The 18,954-nt window shown below is 67.9% G+C and carries 20 protein-coding genes; 9 read left to right on the top strand and 11 right to left on the bottom strand.

Going from position 1 to position 18,954, the window contains the following annotated elements; translation table 11 throughout:
• Window positions 1–12 precede the first annotated feature (12 nt).
• The 5 genes from DRW48_RS13840 to kduD all read right to left on the bottom strand — a co-directional run bounded on the left by DRW48_RS13840 (window position 13) and on the right by kduD (window position 4,372).
• On the bottom strand, window positions 13–1,299 hold the full coding sequence (locus tag DRW48_RS13840; RefSeq protein WP_114076941.1) for an O-acetylhomoserine aminocarboxypropyltransferase/cysteine synthase family protein: 1,287 nt from the start codon (window positions 1,297–1,299) through the stop codon (window positions 13–15).
• Between the two features lie 221 nt (window positions 1,300–1,520).
• The gene (locus DRW48_RS13835) at window positions 1,521–2,033 is read right to left on the bottom strand and encodes a CarD family transcriptional regulator (protein WP_114076940.1); all 513 of its coding nucleotides are present in this window, start codon (window positions 2,031–2,033) and stop codon (window positions 1,521–1,523) included.
• A gap of 289 nt (window positions 2,034–2,322) precedes the next feature.
• Complete coding sequence (gene fdxA / locus DRW48_RS13830; protein ID WP_114076939.1) at window positions 2,323–2,661, bottom strand: ferredoxin FdxA; 339 nt, start codon at window positions 2,659–2,661, stop codon at window positions 2,323–2,325.
• Between the two features lie 29 nt (window positions 2,662–2,690).
• Window positions 2,691–3,629 (bottom strand): sugar kinase, encoded by a 939-nt coding sequence (locus DRW48_RS13825; RefSeq protein WP_114076938.1) that lies wholly within the window; start codon window positions 3,627–3,629, stop codon window positions 2,691–2,693.
• Window positions 3,629–4,372, bottom strand: coding sequence for a 2-dehydro-3-deoxy-D-gluconate 5-dehydrogenase KduD (gene kduD / locus DRW48_RS13820; RefSeq protein WP_114076937.1), 744 nt, complete (start codon window positions 4,370–4,372; stop codon window positions 3,629–3,631). The genes DRW48_RS13825 and kduD overlap by 1 nt, the downstream gene beginning before the upstream one ends.
• Window positions 4,373–4,596: 224 nt before the next feature.
• Between kduD and DRW48_RS13815 the strand changes: the two genes are divergently transcribed.
• Window positions 4,597–6,096 (top strand): nucleobase:cation symporter-2 family protein, encoded by a 1,500-nt coding sequence (locus DRW48_RS13815; protein WP_479684908.1) that lies wholly within the window; start codon window positions 4,597–4,599, stop codon window positions 6,094–6,096.
• 30 nt (window positions 6,097–6,126) lie between these two features.
• Here DRW48_RS13815 and DRW48_RS13810 read toward each other — a convergent pair whose 3' ends face one another.
• From DRW48_RS13810 to DRW48_RS13800, 3 genes are read right to left on the bottom strand one after another with little or no spacing between them, the layout of a single operon-like run.
• A complete protein-coding gene (locus DRW48_RS13810) occupies window positions 6,127–7,092 on the bottom strand; it encodes a site-specific tyrosine recombinase XerD (protein WP_114076936.1) in 966 nt (321 codons plus the stop codon).
• The gene (locus tag DRW48_RS13805) at window positions 7,089–8,708 is read right to left on the bottom strand and encodes a hypothetical protein (RefSeq protein ID WP_114076935.1); all 1,620 of its coding nucleotides are present in this window, start codon (window positions 8,706–8,708) and stop codon (window positions 7,089–7,091) included. The genes DRW48_RS13810 and DRW48_RS13805 overlap by 4 nt, the downstream gene beginning before the upstream one ends.
• Window positions 8,695–8,925 carry a hypothetical protein gene (locus DRW48_RS13800; RefSeq protein ID WP_114076934.1) on the bottom strand — a complete coding sequence of 77 codons (231 nt, stop codon included), beginning with the start codon at window positions 8,923–8,925 and terminating at the stop codon, window positions 8,695–8,697. The genes DRW48_RS13805 and DRW48_RS13800 overlap by 14 nt, the downstream gene beginning before the upstream one ends.
• A gap of 132 nt (window positions 8,926–9,057) precedes the next feature.
• Between DRW48_RS13800 and DRW48_RS13795 the strand changes: the two genes are divergently transcribed.
• Window positions 9,058–9,588, top strand: coding sequence for a shikimate kinase (locus tag DRW48_RS13795; protein WP_114076933.1), 531 nt, complete (start codon window positions 9,058–9,060; stop codon window positions 9,586–9,588).
• Window positions 9,585–10,694, top strand: a complete 1,110-nt coding sequence (aroB, locus tag DRW48_RS13790) for a 3-dehydroquinate synthase (RefSeq protein ID WP_114076932.1) — start codon at window positions 9,585–9,587, stop codon at window positions 10,692–10,694. Before DRW48_RS13795 ends, aroB begins: the two co-directional genes overlap by 4 nt.
• A 70-nt stretch (window positions 10,695–10,764) precedes the next feature.
• On the opposite strand, the gene DRW48_RS13785 is transcribed toward aroB, so the two are convergent.
• From DRW48_RS13785 to DRW48_RS13775, 3 genes are read right to left on the bottom strand one after another with little or no spacing between them, the layout of a single operon-like run.
• Window positions 10,765–11,763: an ABC transporter substrate-binding protein gene (locus DRW48_RS13785; RefSeq protein WP_114076931.1), complete on the bottom strand. Its 999-nt coding sequence runs from the start codon at window positions 11,761–11,763 to the stop codon at window positions 10,765–10,767.
• Window positions 11,764–11,791: 28 nt separating this feature from the next.
• Window positions 11,792–12,580, bottom strand: a complete 789-nt coding sequence (locus DRW48_RS13780) for an ABC transporter permease (protein ID WP_114076930.1) — start codon at window positions 12,578–12,580, stop codon at window positions 11,792–11,794.
• On the bottom strand, window positions 12,577–13,401 hold the full coding sequence (locus tag DRW48_RS13775) for an ABC transporter ATP-binding protein (protein WP_114076929.1): 825 nt from the start codon (window positions 13,399–13,401) through the stop codon (window positions 12,577–12,579). Before DRW48_RS13775 ends, DRW48_RS13780 begins: the two co-directional genes overlap by 4 nt.
• 237 nt (window positions 13,402–13,638) lie before the next feature.
• Here DRW48_RS13775 and DRW48_RS13770 point away from each other — a divergent pair, with 237 nt between their 5' ends.
• Genes DRW48_RS13770 through DRW48_RS13745 form a run of 6 tightly spaced genes read left to right on the top strand, consistent with a single transcriptional unit; the run spans window position 13,639 to window position 18,790 of the window.
• A complete protein-coding gene (locus DRW48_RS13770) occupies window positions 13,639–14,637 on the top strand; it encodes an ABC transporter ATP-binding protein (protein ID WP_114076928.1) in 999 nt (332 codons plus the stop codon).
• Window positions 14,634–15,392 (top strand): ABC transporter permease, encoded by a 759-nt coding sequence (locus DRW48_RS13765; RefSeq protein ID WP_114076927.1) that lies wholly within the window; start codon window positions 14,634–14,636, stop codon window positions 15,390–15,392. Before DRW48_RS13770 ends, DRW48_RS13765 begins: the two co-directional genes overlap by 4 nt.
• A 15-nt stretch (window positions 15,393–15,407) precedes the next feature.
• The gene (locus DRW48_RS13760; RefSeq protein WP_241963283.1) at window positions 15,408–16,418 is read left to right on the top strand and encodes an ABC transporter substrate-binding protein; all 1,011 of its coding nucleotides are present in this window, start codon (window positions 15,408–15,410) and stop codon (window positions 16,416–16,418) included.
• Window positions 16,419–17,228, top strand: a complete 810-nt coding sequence (locus DRW48_RS13755) for an ABC transporter ATP-binding protein (protein WP_114076926.1) — start codon at window positions 16,419–16,421, stop codon at window positions 17,226–17,228.
• A 21-nt stretch (window positions 17,229–17,249) separates the two neighbouring features.
• Entirely contained in the window at window positions 17,250–18,059 is an 810-nt protein-coding gene (locus tag DRW48_RS13750; protein ID WP_114076925.1) for an ABC transporter permease, read from the top strand.
• Window positions 18,056–18,790, top strand: a complete 735-nt coding sequence (locus DRW48_RS13745; protein WP_162784778.1) for a hypothetical protein — start codon at window positions 18,056–18,058, stop codon at window positions 18,788–18,790. Before DRW48_RS13750 ends, DRW48_RS13745 begins: the two co-directional genes overlap by 4 nt.
• Window positions 18,791–18,954: the final 164 nt, after the last annotated feature.

The raw sequence follows: 18,954 nt of genomic DNA, 5'->3' as shown, positions 1-18,954 counted from the left end.
GCGCCCCGTCTCTTATCCGGCGGCTGCCGTCAGCGCCTGATCCAGATCGGCGATCAGGTCCGACGGATCCTCAATCCCGATGGACAGCCGCACCAGGTCGGGCGAGGCGCCGGCGGCGGTCTGTTGTGCCTCGGTCAACTGGCGGTGGGTGGTCGAGGCCGGGTGGATCGCCAGCGAGCGCGTGTCACCGAGGTTCGCGACATGGCTGAACAGTTTCAGCGCGCCGATCAGGCGGACGCAGGCATCATACCCGCCCCTGACCGCGAACGAGAACAGCGCCCCGGCCCCCCGGGGATAAAGTTCTGCGACGCGGTCGGCGTAGGGCGAACTGGGCAGGCCGGCATAGGTGACCGAGGTCACGCGGGGGTCAGCCTCCAGCCATTCGGCGACTGTGCGCGCGTTTTCAACGTGGCGCGGCATCCGCAGCGGCAGGGTCTCGATCCCCATCAACGTGTAATGCGCCGCTTGCGGGTTCAGCGTCATGCCCAGATCGCGCAGGCCGATGGCGATCGCATGGAAGGTGAAGGCGGCGGGACCGAAGGTCTCGTGGAACTTGAGCCCGTGATAGGCGGGCTCGGGCGCGCTGAGGGAGGGGAACCGGTCGCTCGCCGACCAGTCAAAGCTGCCGCTGTCGATCACCGCACCGCCAGTGACCGTACCGTTGCCGGTCATGTATTTGGTCAGCGAATGAACGACCAGCGTCGCCCCCATCTCGATCGGGCGGCAAAGCACCGGCGTGGCGAGGGTGTTGTCGACGATCAGCGGCACGCCCGCCGAGGACGCGATTTCGGCCACGGCCGGGATGTCGGTGACATAGCCGCCGGGGTTCGAGATCGACTCGATGAAGACGGCACGGGTATCCTCGTCGATTGCCGCCCGCAGCGCGTCGAGGTCATCCAGATCGACGAATTTCGCCGACCAGCCAAAGCGGCGTATGGTGTGGCTGAACTGGGTCAGGGTACCGCCGTAAAGCCGGCTTGATGCGACTAGGTTGCGCCCCGGGCCCATCAGCGGGAACAGCGCCATGATCTGCGCCGCATGCCCGGACGAGCAGCAGACCGCACCGGCTCCGCCCTCCAGCGCGGCAAGACGCGCCTGCAGGGCCTGGATCGTGGGGTTGGTCAGACGCGAGTAGATGTAGCCAACCTCTTGCAGGTTGAACAACCGCGCCGCGTGGTCGGCGTCGCGGAACTGGTAGGCGGTGGTCTGGTAGATCGGGACCTGCCGGGCCCCGGTCACGGGATCGGGGGCGGCGCCGGCGTGAACTGCCTGCGTTTCGAATTTCCACTGATCGCTCATCACCCATCCTGCCCTTTTGGTTCGGCGGCACTTTAGGCGGCGGCCCGCCTCCGGCGCAATCACCGCAACGGTCATGTTTCGGATGAATATCCTTCATCGGCCGTATGTTGGGGACCGTGATCTGGTGCGCCGCCGATACCCGGGACGCCATATGGAGAGGGCGCCCCGCTGCCGGGACGCCCTTCCTGAATAGGTGCGATGTTGGTGCGGTGCGGCTGCCGTCAGGCGGCGACGCGGCTCAGCAGCACTTCGTCGACCTTGCGCTGGGCCGAGACCTCGTCCATCCCGCTGACGGCCGCCACTTCACGGGTCAGGCGCTCCAGCGCCGCTTCATACAGCTGACGCTCGGAATAGGACTGCTCGCGCTGCTCGTCGTTGCGGTGCAGGTCGCGCACCACCTCGGCAATCGACATCAACTCGCCCGAGTTGATCTTCTGCTCGTATTCCTGGGCGCGGCGCGACCACATCGCGCGCTTGACGCGGGCCTTGCCCTTCAGTGTGTCGAGCGCACGCTCGATCAGGTCCGGGCTGGACAACTGGCGCATGCCGATCTCGCTGGCGCGGGCGGTTGGGACGCGCAGCGTCATCTTGTCTTTCTCGAACGAGATAACGAACATTTCGAGGCGCAGCCCGGCCACCTCCTGCTCGTCAATCGAAACGATACGACCCACGCCATGGGCGGGATAGACCACGAAGTCGTCGGGACGGAACTCGGATTTCTTGCTTTTGGTCATCTGGTTTCCTCGGCGGCGCGCAATACGCGGGCGCAAAAACGTCCCGCAGCAGAAAAACCTGCTGTCGGGGCGCAAACTAGTTGTATAGACATCCTCATGCGGGCAGACGCGCGAGGCCGGCAGTCAAAAGCGCAGGCATGAATGCGGCTGTCAGGAAGCGCCGCGCCCATACATGCGATATGACGGAATTGTATCACAGAATCGGCCCGTCTAGAAGGAATTTGTTCCTTCCGGACACGCTATCTTTTTTACAAGCTAAAACAGACCGTTAGCGGATAAAACGGCGATTTCAGTCGCCCTCCCCGGGCGCCTCGGAGAAATATTTCGCCAGCTTGTCCTTTACCCCGTCCATCGCCTCATATCCCGGCATGGGGTCTTTCTTGCGGGTGATGACTGGCCATTGTTCCGAGTATTTGCGGTTGAACTCGACCCAAGGCTCCATCTGCGGTTCGGTGTCGGGGCGGATGGCATCGGCGGGGCATTCAGGCTCGCAGACACCACAGTCGATGCACTCGTCCGGATGGATCACCAAGGTGTTCTCGCCCTCGTAAAAACAGTCCACGGGGCAGACTTCCACGCAATCCGTGTATTTGCACATGATGCAATTGTCTGTGACGACGTAGGTCATCGCTCGGCCTCCGGAGGGTCGGCACTGACCTAGACGTTGCCGCGGATCGGTTCAACCCGTCCTGCGGTGTTGGCGGATATGCATTCCATTGGCATCAGCGCCCCCGGATGGTCGATGACTCGGGCAGCCATGGCGTGGCCTTGCGCCACCGCGTCGGGCAGGCTGGCGCCGTGCATCCGCGAGGCGAGATACGCGCCGTTGAAGGCGTCGCCCGCGCCAGTGGAATCGCGCGGTTGCAGTCGGTTGACCGGCGGCAAGGGGACCGGCGCCCCGTCGCACCAAGCGGCCATCGGGCTGCCACCGTTCTTGACGACCACCTCGGTCGCGCCTGCGGCGACGTATCGCGCGGCGGTGGCGGCGGGGTCTGCATCGCCAAAGGCAGCCGCCTCGTCATCGAAGCTGGGCAGGATGACCTGCGCGGCGGCTGCCCCGCGCAGGGTCCATTCCCGCATTTCGGTCAGGCTCTGCCACAGCCGCGGACGCAGGTTCGGATCGAAGGCGACCCGCCGTGTGTCGGCCAGAGCCGCCAGAAACGCCTCCCGCCCCTCGGGTGGCAGAATTGCAAGTGTGATGCCGGAGAAATAGGCCAGGTCAGCCCCACACAGGGCTGTCACCAGATGCGCCGGATCGTCCGCCAGACGCCGCGCGGCCGAGTTTTCGCGCCAATAGGTAAAGCTGCGCTCGCCCTCCGTCAGGGAGATCAGATAGAGGCCCGGGGCGCGCTGCGGATCGCGGCGGATCCAGTCGGTGCCGATGCCGGCGCCGGAAATGAAATCCAGCATCGCCTGCGACAGCGGGTCGGTGCCGATGGCGGTCACGTAATCCACCGCATCCTGCGCCGGCAGGCAGGCGCGCGCATACCAGGCGGTGTTCAGCGTATCGCCGGCAAAGCCCTGGCGCAGCCGTCCCTGGGCGTCAGGGTCGGCCGACAACTCGACCATGCACTCGCCGACCGAGACGAGGCGCATCACCGCGCCAGCCAACCGCCGTCGACCGGGATCACCGCGCCGTTGACGTAATCGGACGCGGGGGCGGCCAGGAATACGCAGGCGCCGGCGATGTCCTGCGGCGTGGCCCAGCGGCCGGCCGGGATGCGCGCCAGGATCGCCGCGCTACGCTCGGCATCTGCCCGCAGTGCCTCGGTATTCGCAGTCTCAACATAGCCGGGGGCGATGGCGTTCACACAAAGGCCTTTCGCTGCCCATTCATTCGCCAGCAGCTTGGTCAGCCCGGCAACGCCGTGCTTGGCCGCGGTATAGCCTGCGACGCGGATGCCGCCCTGAAAGCTGAGCAGCGAGGCGATGTTGACGATCTTGCCCCGGCCGCGCGGCAGGGCCGCCCGGGCGAAGGTCTGGCAGGTGAAGAACAGCGCCTTCAGGTCTGTATCGATCACCGCGTCCCAGTCGGCCTCGGTCATGTCGGTGGCGTCGGCGCGGCGAATGATCCCGGCATTGTTGACCAGAACGTCGACCTCGCGCCCGGAAAACACATCGCGCGCTGCCAGCGGGTCGTCGAAGTCGAGGTGCAGCGCCTCGGCGGTGCCGCCCGCTGCCGCGATGGCGGCCAGCGTGTCGTCCATGGGCGAGCGCCCGGCGGCGATGACATGCGCGCCCGCCGCCGCCAGACCCTCGGCGCAGGCGCGCCCGATCCCGGCATTGGCACCCGTGACCAGGGCGGTGCGCCCGGCCAGCGAAAATGGATTGCGCGGCACTGGCGGCCCCCCGTTTGTGGCTTTGCGCGCAGCCTAGGCGGGGCGCCGCGAGGTGTCGAGCCGCGCGAGCAAGCGCCCTCGATTACTCAGCAGAGCCATTCACTGTAGTGCGGAATTTCGTGTTGTCTCACGCGCGCGTGAGAATTCAGATGCGGGATGATGTGCGCCGCGATCGGGCCGCACCGACCGGGCCCCGCAGAGGCCGCACGCAGGAGGGGACTGCCATGACCATGACAACCGAGGCCGGGGCCGGGGGGGTGCACGCGGTCGACGCCATGCTGCCCACGGGCCGGCTGATGACGCTGGGGCTGCAGCATGTGCTGGTGATGTATGCCGGCGCCGTGGCCGTGCCGCTGATCGTCGGTCGGGCGCTGAAGCTGCCGCCCGAGGACGTGGCCTTCCTGATCTCGGCCGATCTGTTCGTGTGCGGGCTGGCGACGATCATCCAGTCGGCGGGCCTGACGCAATGGTTCGGCGTGCGCCTGCCCGTGATGATGGGCGTGACCTTTGCCGCCGTCGGGCCGATGGTCGCAATCGGCGCGACCCATCCGGGCACCGAGGGCGCGCGCATGATCTTTGGCGCGATCATTGCCGCTGGGATCGTCTCGATGCTGATCGCGCCGCTGGTCAGCCGCATCGTGCGGTTCTTTCCGCCGGTGGTGACCGGCACGATTATCCTGGTGATCGGTGTCACGCTGATGCGGATCGGGATCAACTGGATCTTTGGCAACCCGGTGGGACCGACCGCGCCCAAGCTGGTCACCCCCGAGGCCGCGGCCTGGATGAAGCATATCGCCGAGATGTCCGGCACGGGAACGGTGCCGACGCTGCCGTCGGGGCTGAACCCGGCGCCGTCGATGCCAAACCCCGCCTATGCCTCGCCGGTCAATATCAGCATATCTGCGCTGGTGCTGGTCACCATCCTGATGATTGCCCGCTTCGGCCGCGGCTTCATCGCCAATATCGCGGTGCTGATGGGCATCGTCGTCGGTGCGGTGGTGACCATCCTGACCGGGCAGATGACCTTCGGCAAAGCTGCTGCGGCGGACTGGTTCGGGATCATCACCCCGTTCCACTTCGGCGCGCCGATCTTTGATCCGGTGATGATCCTGACCATGGTGCTGGTAATGATCGTGGTAATGATCGAGTCGATCGGCATGTTCCTGGCGCTTGGAACCATGACGGGCCGCCCGGTGGATCAACCGACGATGAGCGCGGGCCTGCGGACCGATGGCCTCGGCACGCTGCTGGGCGGGATTTTCAACACCTTCCCCTATACCTCGTTCAGCCAGAACGTGGGGCTGGTCGGCGTGACCGGCATTCGCTCGCGCTGGGTGTGCGTGGCCGGCGGGGTGATTTTGATGGTTTTCGGCTTGGTGCCTAAGATGGGCGCGCTGGTCGAATCGCTGCCAACGGCGGTCCTGGGCGGCGCGGGGATCGTGATGTTCGGGATGGTAGCCGCGACGGGCGTGCGGATCCTCGCCTCGGTGGACTTTACCCGCAACCGCAACAACCTGTTCGTGGTCGCGGTAGCGCTGGGGTTCGGGATGATCCCGTTGGTGGCTCCTGATTTCAAGCAGTGGTTGCCGCATGGCATCCACCCGTTGATCGAATCCGGTATCCTGCTGGCGACGATCGCCGCGGTAATCATCAACGCCTTCTTCAACGGGGTGCAGGGCACGGCGGAGGACGCTGCCCGCGCCGCGCGCGTGGCCGGCCACTAGCCTGCGAGCGCCCGGCGGCAGCGTCGGGCGCTATTTCCCGGTGGCGAGGGGATGGTGCGTCAGCACCAACTCGCGCAGCCGGGCATCGACGACATGGGTATAGATCTCGGTCGTGCCCAGATCGGCGTGGCCCAGCAGCACCTGGATGACGCGCAGATCGGCCCCGCCCTCCAGCAGATGGGTCGCAAAGGCGTGGCGTAGTACATGCGGCGTGACCCGTGCCGGGTCTATGCCGGCGCGCAATGCCAGCTGGCGCAGCACGGCGGCCATCGCCTGACGGGTCATGTGTCCGTCCGCCGAGGCGGCAGGAAACAGCCAGCGGCCTTGCGGACCGTGGGTCAGCTTGCCAAGCGCAGAGCCTTCGGCCGCCGCGTCGCGATGCGACAGCCAGACTGCCATCGCGGCGCCAGCGGCGGTTGTCAGCGGCACCATGCGGTCCTTGTTCCCCTTGCCGCGGATCAGCAGCACCTGCGGCTGGCCCCGCGCCGCCGCGACCGGCAGCGTCACCAACTCGGTGACGCGCATGCCGGTCGCATATAGCAGTTCGAGCGCGGCGGCGTTGCGCAGGCGCTCGGTCTCGCCCCGACCGACCTGGGGTGTAGCGGCAATCAGCGCCGCGACTTCGGCCTGCGACAGGGTGCGCGGCAGGCGCGGGCTGCGGCCGGGGCCAGAGATGCGGATGGCGGGATCGTCGGGCCGCCAGCCTTCGGTCAGGGCAAAGCGGCTGAACTGCCGGACCGAGGACAGCCGCCGGGCGCGGGTGGCGCGCGACAGCCCCTCGGCCTCGCAATCGGCCAGCCAGGCCTCGATCCGCTCGCGGGTCAGATCGCCCAAGGTCCAGTCCTTCCGCGCGCACCAGGCCGACAAAGCGCTCAGATCGCGGCCATAGGCCAGCAGGGTGTTGGCGGCGGCGCCCGACTCGGCCGATTGCGCCTCGAGGAAGGTCGAGATCAGCCGCGCATCACTGGCGCGAGGTGCGCCGGCACGGTCGGTCATCCCCGTTGCGCCTTCAGGGCGGGGGCGAGGATCAGTTGCAGCGCCGCGCCGCGAGCCGTCGCCTCGCGCCCCAACGCGCGGAGGGTGCGCACGCCCTTTTCGGCTCTGGCGATGTCACCATCCAGGCCGGCATCCACATCGGCCAGTGCGCGCAGCAGTGCAAGGCCGGCTGCCTCGCCGGTCGGATGGGGCTCTGCCGGACCCGTAAGCGCAGCAGCGAGCGCCGCGCCCAGTGGTTCAGTCGGGGCGCCTTGCGGCGGCAGCGGCGCCTGCCGGGCAACCGCCAGCAGCCAGACATCTGCCGGGTCGCCCGGCTCGGGAAGGGCGGCGAAGACCTTGGGCCCGAGGATGTCGGCCTCGTAAAGGGCGAGGTGCAGCGCCTGCCGGCCCGCATCGCCCGGCAACTGCATGCGAAGCAGTTCGGGCACGACCATCGCTGCCAGCGGGGCGGTCAGGCCCGCGGCGCCCATCTTGTCGATGGCGCGGGGCAGGGCCGCCGCGACCGCGCTTGGGCCTTGCGCATCCAGCGCGGCGTCCAGCGCCTGCATCGCTGAAACTCGGTCCCAGACCCCGCCCGAGGCCGCCGGGCGTTCCTCGCCATAGATATCGCGCAGCCGCGTGGGGGCGAGGCTGCCAAGGCGCGCCAGCCGCTCGGCCGCATCGAGACGCGCCTTCCAGCCGCCCTCGGGGACCAGATCGGCATAGGCGAAGGCTGGCGGCAGCTCGGTGGTCGGCAGCGGTTGGCCGATCGCGGCAAGCAACCGGAAATCGAGCGGCGTCACCGGGTCGGGCGGCGGAACCTCGGTTCCCGCATCGGTGCCGGCATCGTCGAGGAAAGCGGCCAAGCGCGCGGCAATCCCCGGCTCGATCAGGTTCATCGCCTCGGCCCCGCGCAGGCCGAGGGCGGCGGCGGCCCAGTCGCCACTGCGCGCGAGGCAAAAGAGGCGGGCGGCCATGTCGGGCGCCGCCCCGGGCCGCGCGGCCATCGCCTCGCAGGCGCGGCCCTCGTCGCCGATCAGCAGGGCGGCGTCAAAGCGGCGACGCTGACGCTGCGCATCGCCAGGTCCGGCGGCATCCATCAGCTGGGTTGCGGCATCGACCGCCCCGAGGGCCAGCAGACGGTCGACGCGCGCGAGGAACAACTGGCCGGCAGCTGTAACGGACCCGCCGGTCCCACTTTGCGGTGGGTCGAGCTGCGCGACGAGGATCGCCCGCAGCGCCCGCTGGGTGGCCGGCAGGCGGGGGCGGGCGTCGTTGATTGCCTGCGTGACCGCGGCGCCATCGGCCCCGGCCCACAGATCGCGCGGCAGGCCAGCGGCATGGGCCGAGACGGTCCCGGCACGGTCCGCATCTGGCCCGTCGAGGCGGCGCACCCCGACCGGGGGCACGCGCACATCGGTTGCGACGGTATCATTGCCCAGATCGGCCGGCCTGCGCGGCGCGCGGCGCCCGGCCTCGCGTGGGATGGGATCGCCGGGGCGCCAGGCAGAGACCGGCGAGCCTGGGGCTGCGCCGCCCTTAAGCAAGTCGCTGGCCGCCAACGGCGCGGCGCCAGCCGGCGCAGATGCGATCAGCAGCGCAGCCGTCAGCGCCGGGGCGGGTTTAATCCAGCGCATCGGCGCCGGCGGCCGCGGGGGTGTCGGGCTGGACACTCGCTGGGGCGGGTACAGCCGGCACCGGCGCTATCGGAGCTTCTTCGGGCGGCTGGAGCTTCAGCGTCACCGGGATCCGCGTCTCGCGCGGCTCGGGGTCCATTTCGCCGAAATAGGCGAACCCCGCCAAGCCCGCGACAGCGAGAATCGCCAGCGCCACGATCACCTTCAAAACCCGCATCACACTGCCCTTTGCCCTTCCGGTCTGCGCCGGCCTGCGGGGAATATAACTGGCATTTCGGGAAAGGGCACGTCATTACACGCACCACCCGCCGCGCGGACGGCAGGGACGAGAGGGACACCGGGGACAGGAATGCAGCGCGCGATCACGCTGATCGGCATGATGGGTGCGGGCAAGACCGCCGTGGGTGCAGAGCTGGCGCGCGAGCTCGGCCTGCCTTTCCACGACAGCGACGTCGAGATCGAACGCGCCGCAGCCATGTCCATCCCCGAGATATTCGCCCGCGACGGCGAGGATTTCTTTCGCGCCCGCGAGGCCGAAGTCATTGCCCGCCTGCTGGCCGGCCCGCCGACCCTGCTGTCAGTCGGCGGGGGCGCCTGGATGAGGGCCGAGAACCGGGCCCGGATCGAGGCTGCGGGCCTTTCCGTCTGGCTGGATCCTCCGCTGGAGGTGCTGTGGTCGCGGGTCCGCGCGCGTCCCGGCCGGCCTTTGCTCGCGACCGAAAATCCACGCGCGACCCTGAAGGCGCTGCTGGAGGCGCGCCGTCCCGTCTATGCCCAGGCCGCGCTGCACCTGCCGGTCAGCGCCGCCGACACGGTCGAGACGACTGCCCGCGCCCTGCGCCTGGCCGTCAACGCCCATTCACCCGGATTTTTCGCATGACCGTCAGTCTGACCACCGTTCCCGTCGACCTCGGGCCGCGCAGCTACGAGGTGCGTATCGCCCCGGGCCTGCTGGCCGAGGCCGGCACCGCCATCGCGCCGCTGCTGCGCCGGCCGCGGGTTGCGATCGTCACCGACGAGACGGTCGCCGCGCTGCATCTGCCGGCGCTGGAGGAAGCCCTGGACCACGCCGGGATCGCCCACAAGACGTTGGCCCTGCCACCGGGCGAGGCGACCAAGGGTTGGGCCTCGCTGCAGCGCGTGGTCGAATGGCTGCTGGCGGCGCAGGTCGAGCGGGGCGGGCTGGTGCTGGCCTTTGGCGGCGGGGTGATCGGCGATCTGGCCGGTTTCGCGGCCGCGATCCTGCGCCGAGGGGTGCGTTTTGTGCAGTTGCCGACCACTCTACTGGCGCAGGTCGACAGCAGCGTCGGCGGCAAGACCGGCATCAACTCGCCCGCCGGCAAGAACCTGATCGGTGCGTTCCACCAGCCCTCGCTGGTGCTGGCAGACACGGCCGTGCTGGGCACCCTTGCGCCGCGCGATTTTCGGGCGGGCTATGGCGAGGTAGTGAAATACGGGCTGCTGGGCGATGCGGCGTTCTTTACCTGGCTTGAGGGCGCGGGACCCGGCCTTGCAAGCGATCCGGCGGCGCTGGTGCGCGCCGTCGCGCGTGGGGTCGAGATGAAAGCCGGGGTCGTCGCCCGCGATGAGACCGAGGAGGGCGAGCGCGCGTTGCTGAACCTGGGCCACACCTTCGGCCACGCGCTGGAAGCGGCGACCGGCTATGACGGCGCGCGCCTGCTGCATGGCGAGGGGGTGGCCATCGGTTGCGCGCTGGCCTTTGACCTGTCGGCTCGGCTGGGCCTTTGCCCGCAGGAGGCGCCGTCGCGCGTCGCGGCGCATCTGGCGGCGATGGGCCTGCCCTCGCGCCTCGCCGATGTTCCGGGCCTGCCGGACGACGCGGCGCTGATCGCGTTGATGGGGCAGGACAAGAAGGTCAAGGACGGCAAGCTGCGCTTTGTTCTCGCCCGCGACATCGGCGATGCGTTCGTGGCGGATGATGTGCCCATGGAGGCGGTGGCGGCGACGCTCGCCGCCGCCCGCTAGAGGAGCGGGGCGCGACCGCTTTTTGGACGCGAAAACCCCGACGCCGGCCATGGCCGGCGCCGTTCGTGCGTCACTTGGTGGCAGCAGCCTCGGCATAACTGTTGTCATAGGCGGTGCTGACTTCGATCTTGGCGGCGGCGATGGACGGATCGCCCTCGGCAAAGACCGTCAACACGGCCTCGGCGCCCTTAGGGTCCATTATGCCGGTCTCGGAAAAGATCGCGCGGCTTGCCTCGAGCGCCTTGACGTAGGCGGCGCGGTCGCTGCCAACCACCTCGGCCGGCATCTTGTCGGCGATCTCCTCGGCGCTGTGGTCCTTGATCCATTGCAGCGTTTCGACCACGGCTGCGGCCATCGCTTTGACCGTGTCTGGGTTGGACTTCACCCAATCGGCCGGCGCATAAAGGACGCCCCCCGGATAGTCGCCGCCGAACAGGCTGTTGGTGTCGGCCTGGTTGCGGGTGTCGACCAGCACCTTCATGTCGGGATAGCTGGCCTGGACCATCGTGACCGCCGGGTCCAGCAGGACCGCCGCGTCGATCTGGCCCTGCTCCATCGCGGCGACGGCGGTCGCGCCGACGCCCACGCCGACGACCGAGGCGGCGTCGCGCGGCAGGCCGTTCTTGCCCAGCATGTATTTCAGGAAATAGTCGGTGGAGGAGCCGGGGGCACTGACGCCGACCGTCTTGCCGGCAAGGTCGGCCGCCGTGTTGATCTGGTCCTTGGCCTTGGGCGCGACGGCCAGAACGAGGCCGGGATAGCGGTCCTGCACGACAAAGGCAGTCATCGGTTGGTGCTTGGCGGCCATGGTGACGGTGTGGTCGAAATAGCCCGACACGACATCGGCGCTGCCGCCGACGACTGCCTTGAGCGCCTGGCTGCCGCCCTTGAAATCGACCAGATCGACCTCGACCCCGTGCTTGTCGAAATTGCCCAGCGCCTCGGTCAACACCGCCGGCAGGTAGCACAGGCAGGTCTGGCCCCCGACAGCGACCGTCACCTTGGCCGCCATCGCGGGCGTGCCGAGCATGGCGGCAGCCAACGCCGCGCCGATCCACAGTTTTGTCATCTTGCCTTCCCTCCCCCTTCGGAAAATCTCAGCGGTCCCCGCCGCCCGGTGCGGGCTTCCAGACCAGCAGTCGACGCTCGATCAGCGTCACCATGTAATCGATCAGCAGCACAAAAGCCGACAGGACCACCATGCCGGCAAACACCCCGGCGATGTCAAACATCCCCTCGGCCTGCGAAATTAGGTAGCCAAGCCCCGCCGACGCCCCGAGGTATTCCCCGACCACCGCGCCCACCACGGCAAAGCCGATCGAGGTGTGCAGGGACGAGAACACCCAAGCCAGAGCCGAGGGCACGTAGACATGGCGCAGCAACTGACGCTCGTTCATGCCCAGCATCCGGGCATTGGCGAGGACCGTCGGATTCACCTCCTTCACGCCTTGGTAGACGTTGAAGAAGACGATGAAGAACACGAGCGTGAAGCCGAGGGCAACCTTGGACCAGATGCCAAGCCCGAACCACAGCGCAAAGATCGGGGCCAGCACGACGCGGGGCAGGGCGTTCGCCGCCTTGACATAGGGGTCGAATACGGCTGCCACGACCGGACGGCGCGCGAACCAGAAACCCAGGATCAGCGCTGCGATGGTGCCGATGGCAAAGGCCAGCATCGCCTCCAGCAGGGTGATCCACAGATGTCGCCAGATCGACCCTTCCGTGAACCAGGCGACGATCTGGTTCCAAACGTCGCGCGGCGTCGAGAAGAAGAACGCGATCTTGCGCGGATCGCCCAGCAGATGCGTGGTCGAGGCGAGGTGCCAGCCGCCGATGATGGCCAGTGCGACGGCAATCTGCGCTGCCAGCAGCAAGGGCCGGTTCATGCCGCGCCCCCCAGCGCCGCGCGCGGCGTATACGCCTTCATGACCTCGGCACGGAGCAGCGCCCAGATCTCGCGGTGGATCGCCTGAAACTCCGGCGTCAGCTTGATGTCGGCAATCTCTCGCGGGCGGTCCAGCTTTACCGGGAAATCGCCGATGATGTGCGAGGACGGACCGGCGGACATGATGACCACGCGGTCGGACAGCGAGATTGCTTCCTCCAGGTCATGGGTCACGAACATGACGGCCTTGCGGTCCTCGGACCACAGATCGAGCAGCAGATCACCCATGATCAGGCGGGTCTGCGCGTCCAGCGGGCCGAAAGGCTCGTCCATCAGCAGGATGCCGGGCTGGCGGATCAGCACCTGTGCCATGGCAACACGCTTGCGCTGCCCTCCCGACAGGAGGTGCGGCCAGCGATCGCCGAACCCGGCGAGGCCGACCCGGGCCAGCCACTCATCGGCCAGCGCGCGGGCCTTGGCGGGGGGCGTGCCCGCAACCTCCAGCCCCAGGGCGACGTTCTGGCGCGAGGTTTTCCACGGCAGCAGCGCGTCCGACTGGAACAGGTAACCCGCGCCCCGATTGAGGCCTGCGAGGGGACGGCCCTTGATGGTGACGCTGCCCGCGGCCGGCCGCAGCAGCCCCGCCGCCGCGTTCAGCAAGGTGGACTTGCCGCAGCCGGTCGGGCCGACAATGGCCACGAACTCGCCTTTTGCCACCGTCAGGTTGGCGCCCTCGACCGCCGTGAACACGCCGTTGCCGGGCGTCGGGAAGGCAATGGTGACATCGCCCAGCCGCACGGCCTCGTCTGGACCATCGCTCATGTGCCCCCCTTCGATCGACGTCGGGTAAGGATAAAAGGGCAGGGCGGCGCTGGTGTAAAGCGCGGTTGGGCGGCGTCTTGTTGGGCGCGTGGCTGGCATGTCGGCGCTTCGCCCGCTGGAGCCCGGCCACGCTGCCACGGCCGCTGCGGGCTTTCGCGCCGCCCGATAGCGGGCTATGCCGGGTCAGTGCTGGCGAGCCTTCCGCGCCAGCGCGGCTGCAAGGGCCCTCGCAGATCAATGTTCAGCATCCCGACCCTAGCTTCGTTACCTCCCGCGGTTCAGGTCCGCGACCTGTCCCTCAGCTATGGCAGCACGCTGGCGCTGGACGATGTGTCGATGACAGTCGCGCCAGGCAGTTCGTTCGCGCTGCTGGGGCCGAACGGGGCGGGCAAGACGACGCTCATGTCGGTGCTGGCGACATTGTTGCCCCCCGGCCGAGGGCTGGCGCAGGTCGCGGGCCATGATGTCGTCAAGGCGCCGCTCAAGGTCCGAAAGGCCATCGGCATGGTGTTTCAGGACGCCAGCCTCGACGATCGCCTGTCGGCCGAGGAGAACCTCGATTTTCACGGACGCGTCTATGGCATGGGCCCGCGGGCGCGCGCGCAGGCCATCGACCGAATGCTGGCGCTGGTCGATCTGGAGGATTGGCGCGAGAGCATCGTGCGCAGCTTTTCCGGTGGCATGAAGCGCCGGCTGGAGATTGCACGGGCGCTGATGCACGACCCGCAGATCCTGTTTCTGGACGAGCCGACCGTCGGACTTGACGCGCAGACCCGCGCGCGCATCTGGGTCTACCTGAACGCCATGCGCCGCGAACGCGGGCTGACGCTGCTGACCACCACGCATTACATCGAAGAGGTCGAGGGCGCAGACCAGATCTGCATCATCGACGAGGGGCGCATCATCGCGCAGGGCACCCCGGATGAGTTGAAGACCACGCTCGGCCATGCCTTTTTGCACGTGAAGCCTGCCTCGCCCGATGACCGCGAGGCGCTGATCGCGGCCTATCCGCAGGCGCGGGTCTTGGAGGACGGCGCACTGGCCATTCCAGCCGGCGGCGATCAGTTCGGCGCGGATTTCCTCGCCCGCTTTGGCAATCGTCTCAGTGAAATGCGCTACGAGGCGCCGACGCTGGAGGGAGTGTTCCTGTCGCTGACCGGCCGCGCGTTGCGGGACCGCGCCGATGGAGAGCGGGCGGCGCAGCGCGATGCCGGGCGCAGGGCCGGTCGGCGATGATCGCGCTTGGCCGGGTAATCCTCCTCGTCCTGCTGATTGCGCTGTGGGCCGCGATCGCCGCGCGCATGCCGCAGGGCCTGTTCGCCTCGCCGATGCAAACGCTAGCGGCGGCAAAGGTCATGCTGGGCGAGGGACGGCTTTACAGCGCCATCCTTGCATCGCTGCGGGTCTATCTGACAGGGACCGGGCTGGCCGCAGTCCTCGGGATCGCGCTCGGCGCCGCGATGGGCATGGCGCCCCTCTTCGGGCGGATCATCGACATCTTCGTCTATGCGCTCGCGGCGACTCCCCGCGTCGCCTTTATCCCGCTGATCATTGTCCTGCTGGGGCTGGGGATCGAGGCTAAGGTCTTTATCGTCTTTCTGGGTGCCGTCATGCCCATCATCCTGAACACCTACACCGGCGTGCGCGGCGCCGACCGCGACCTGATCGAGATGGCGCGCGCGACCGGGGCCGGGCAGGGTCGTATCTTTGCCCATGTCATCCTACCGGGCGCCGCGCCGTTCCTGATGACGGGCCTGCGGATCGGCGCTACCATAGGGCTGATCAACACCGTCGTGGCCGAGCTTTACACCGCTGTCTCCGGCCTCGGCGGGCTGCTGGCCACCTATGGCGCCAGTTTCCGCATGGCGGAGTATTTCGTGGTGGTCATGACCTTGTCGCTGATCGGCGTGCTGGTTACCGAGGTCCTGCGCCATCTGGAGAACCGCCTGACCCGCTGGACCTCGGCGGGCAGCGCCAAGCCCTCACCCTGAACGCGGAGCATCGTCATGCGCCTGAAAACCCTCATCGCCACGACCGTCTCGCTTTTGGTTCTGGGCACCGCCGTCGGGGCCGCGCCATTCCGGCTGGTCATCACCGACCTCGAGCCACCGCTAGTGCCGAACTCGGTTGTCGATATCGCGAAGGCCGGCGGTTATTTCGACCGCGCGGGTGTCGAGGTGGAGATCGTGCGCGTCCAGCAGACGCCCATGGCTCTCGCCGCCTTGCAGTCGGGCGAGGGCGAGATGGCCAACGTCGCCACCGAGAGCCTGGTGCAACTTGTCGCGCAGGGCGCCAAGGACCTGCGCGCTGTGACCTCGCCGAACAAGGCGCTGCCCTATCTGATCGCCGGCAAAGAGGGGATGACGCTGGAGGGGCTGGCCGGAAAAAGCTTTGGCATCGGCCGCATCGGCAGCCTCGATCACACGCTGTCTGCCAAGGTCCTGTCCGACAAGGGCATCGACGTCGAGGGGTTGAAAATGGTCGCACTGGGCCAGCCCAACGTCCGCGCGCAGGCACTGGCGGCTGGCCAGATCGATGCCACGACGATCTCGATCGGCAGTTACCTGGCGCTGCCCGGCCATGACAAGCTGCCGATCCTGATCCCGGTCAAGGACTATTTCAAGGCCGCCCCGGTCGTCTCCAAGGTAAATGCGGTCAAGACCGAGACCCTGGAAAATCGCGGCAAGGAGGTCACTTCGGTGATCGAGGCGCTGACGCTTGCGGCGCGCGACATGGCCAAGGACAAGGACGCCTGGCCCAAGGCCATGGCCCCGCTGCGCCCCGACGTTGACCCTGCGACCCTCGCCACGCTGGGCGAGGCGTTCCTGACGAGTTGGTCGATCAACGGCGGGCTGCAAAAGGACGAGTTGGAAACCACGCAAGAGTGGCTGTACCAGTCCGAGGACTTCAAGGGCCTGCCCCAGGTCTCGCTGCAGGACTGGGCCGATTTCGGACCAGTCGACGCGGTGCTGGACAAGATCGGTCCGGTCGAGGGCGCCGACAAGGTTTCGCGCTGATTGCCGGGGGCAGCGCCGCATATCCTGTTCGACAAGGTCTCGCTCGCGTTCCAGCCGGGTGGCCCGCCCGCGATCCAGGATATCTCGCTGGGCGTGGACCGGGGCGAGGTGCTGGTGGTCCTAGGCCCTTCGGGCTGTGGCAAGACCACATTGCTGCGTCTGATCGCCGGGCTGCTGCGGCCCAGCGCGGGCCGCGTTCTGGTCGAGGGCAGCCCGCCGCGGGCAGGCGAGGACAGCGCGCTGGTGTTTCAGAATTTTCGGCTGCTGCCGTGGAAGACGGTCGCGGGCAACCTCGCCTTTGCATTGCCTCATCTCGATCCGGACCAGCGCGCGGCGCGCGTCGCGCATTTTCTAAGCGTGGTCGGCCTTTCGCGCGTTGCCAGGGCGTTTCCGCGGGCTCTGTCCGGCGGGATGCAGCAGCGCGTAGCGCTGGCCCGCGCGCTTGCAGCCGAGACGGACATCCTTTTGATGGACGAGCCCTTCGCCAGCCTCGATGCCCAGTCGCGCGAGTTGATGCAGGGTGAAATCCTCAAACTGTCGCGCGTGACCCATGAGGGGCGGCCCCGGACGGTGGTCTTTGTGACCCATAGCGTCGACGAGGCGCTGGTTCTGGGGGACCGGGTGCTGCTGATGAGCCCGCGGCCGGGCAGGGTGGCGGACCTCCTGACGGTGCCCTTTGCCCGGCAGCCGGGCGATCCGCGCCTGCAGCCCCAGTTTGCCGCGCTGCGCGAGCGGCTGTGGGACCAGCTGAGGCAGATGGTCCTTTCGGACCCGCAATCGGATTTCTATGGACGCGGGCAGGCGCTGTAGGCCTGCGGGCAAGGATCGCTCATGAGTTCAGTCGTCCCCATCCTGCGCGGCATTCACGGCATCTGGCTGCGCGAGATCATGCGCGCCACCCGCGACAAGGGCCAGCTGCTGGGCGGCGTCAGCCGGCCGCTGATCTGGCTGCTGATCCTCGGGGTCGGCCTCAACCCCTATTTCCGCGGCGAGGTCTTTGGCGAGGTCCGGCTGGTGCTGCCCTACAGCTACCTGCAGTTCCTCTTTCCCGCCGTGATCGTGCTGAACATCATGTACACTTCGATCCAGTTCGCCGTCTCGGTGATCTGGGACCGCGAGTTCGGCTTTCTGCGCGAGGTTCTGGTCGCGCCCCTGCCCAGATGGGCGGCGCTGCTGGGCAAGGTCCTGGGCGGCGCCACCGCCGCCACCGGCCACGGAATCCTGGTCCTGATCCTCGCCCGCTTTGCCGACGTGACCCTGACTGTCCCGCAGGTGCTGCAGGCGGTCGTCTACATGTTCGCGCTATCCTTTGCGCTGACCTGCTTTGGCGTGGTGCTGGCGAGCAAGGTCCGCAGTTTCGAGGGGTTTGGCGTCTTTTCCAACACCGTCATCCTGCCGCTCTATTTCGCTTCCAGCTCGGTCTTTCCGCTGGACCCGTCGCTGACCCGCACGCAACTGGTCGCGACCTATCCCGAATGGCTTGTCTGGCTGATCCGTGTCAATCCGATCACCTATGCGGTCGATGCGCTGCGCGGCATCCTGATCAACTTCAACCAGTTTCCGGCGCAGACCGGATTTGGCCTCGTGGCTGCGGGCTGCGTCGGTTTCTTTCTGTGGGCGCTGCGGAGCTTTGGCAGGTGACACGCTGGTGGCGCAGATGGCGCAAGCCTGCGCTGGACATCGGGCTGATCGCCGCGCTTCTGCTGGCCGTGAGCTTCCTGCCGCCGGACACCTCGCTGGCCGAGAGGCGAAAGCAGCGCGTGCTGCGCTTTTGCGTGCCGGACCTCGCCAGTCCGCTTGTTGCCGCCGATCAGCCCGGCGCGCCGGGACCGGAGTTACGGCAGATGCAAGCGGTCGCGGCGAGGCTGGGCTTGCCGTTGCAGACAGTCGCGATTGCCAACATGGGCCGCTCGTTCAACCCGCGCGACTGGCAGATCGGGCGCGGCCAGTGCGACATCATCGGCGGCGGACTGGCCGACAGCTCGGCCAACCGCGATTTCCTGACCCTTTTGCCCAACGGCGGCCGCATTGCCATGGTGCGCGCGGGGCCAGCGGCGGAACTGCCGAAAGGGGCCGAGATCGGCGTTTTCATGGGCTCGGCCGGTCTGGACCGGCTGCGCCTGTCGGGCTGGCTTCGCGCCCAAGGGTGGCGCGCGCGTCCGCTGGCGACGCAGGCGGCGCTCGATGCCTATCTGCGCGGTGGGGGGACTGCCCTGGCTTCGACCCTGACACCGCTGCCGCCGGACACGAAGGTGGCGGACCTGCCGCCCGAGGCGGCCGAATCGCAGTCGCTGGCCTTTGGCCTCTGGCGCGGGGACGTCACGCTGACCCGCGCGGTGCGCCGTGCCTTGTCACAAACCCCCGCGAGGTGACCCGCCCCACAAGGACAATCGCAGGATGCAAGAGTATACAATTGCAGTCTTGAACTCGCCCGGAAAACGGCGCACGCCAGAGGCACAGGATGTGTCGGGGCAAGGACCCGCCCAGCCGGGCGCTCCATAAATCCGTCACAAGCCGAGCCAATGATGCAGGCTGG

The organism is Paracoccus suum, from assembly GCF_003324675.1.
GTDB lineage: Bacteria > Pseudomonadota > Alphaproteobacteria > Rhodobacterales > Rhodobacteraceae > Paracoccus > Paracoccus suum.
The sequence above is the reverse complement of the archived record's forward strand: the minus strand, read 5'-3'. Positions and strand labels throughout refer to the sequence as shown.